At 68.6% G+C, this 659-nt stretch carries 1 protein-coding gene; it reads right to left on the minus strand.

Translation table 11 applies throughout. The features are described from left to right. Window positions 1-659: DEAD/DEAH box helicase (locus G6W55_RS38080; RefSeq protein ID WP_175525111.1), on the minus strand; the 659-nt coding region annotated here is incomplete at both ends.

The following is a 659-nucleotide window of genomic DNA, read 5'->3' on the forward strand; positions in this document are numbered from 1 at the left end:
GCCGGGTCCACGTTCAGGACCAGGTCGATGCCGTCGACGTGGATACCGCGGGCGGCGACGTCGGTCGCGACGAGCGCGTTGACGTAGCCGTCCTTGAAGTCGGCCAGCGTGCGGGTACGCGCGCCCTGGGTCATGCCGCCGTGCAGCGCGTCCGCCTTCACACCGGCGTCACGCAACTGCTCGGCGATGCGGTCGGCACCGAGCTGGGTGCGGACGAAGATGATGGTGCGGCCCTTGCGGGAGGCGATCGCGGCGGTGACCGGCGCCTTGTCCTTGGGCTTCACGATCAGGATGTGGTGCGACATGGTCGTGACGTTGCCCTGGGCGCTGTCGACCTCGTGCGTGACCGGGTTGCTCAGGTAGCGCTTGACCAGCGTGGAGATCTCGTTCTCCATCGTCGCGGAGAAGAGCATCCGCTGACCGCCGGCCGGGACCTGGTCGAGCAGCTCGGTGACCTCGGGCAGGAAGCCCAGGTCGGACATCTGGTCGGCCTCGTCGAGAACGGCGATCTGCACGTCCTCCAGGGAGCAGGCGCCGCGGTTGATGACGTCGCGCAGCCGGCCCGGGGTGGCGACGAGGATGTCGACGCCGCGCTCCAGGGCGTAGATCTGGTTGCCCATCGACGTACCGCCGCAGACGACCTTCATCTTCAGGCCGAG

It is taken from the genome of Streptomyces sp. CAI-85 (assembly GCF_013363615.1).
GTDB classification, from domain to species: Bacteria; Actinomycetota; Actinomycetes; order Streptomycetales; family Streptomycetaceae; genus Streptomyces; species Streptomyces antibioticus_B.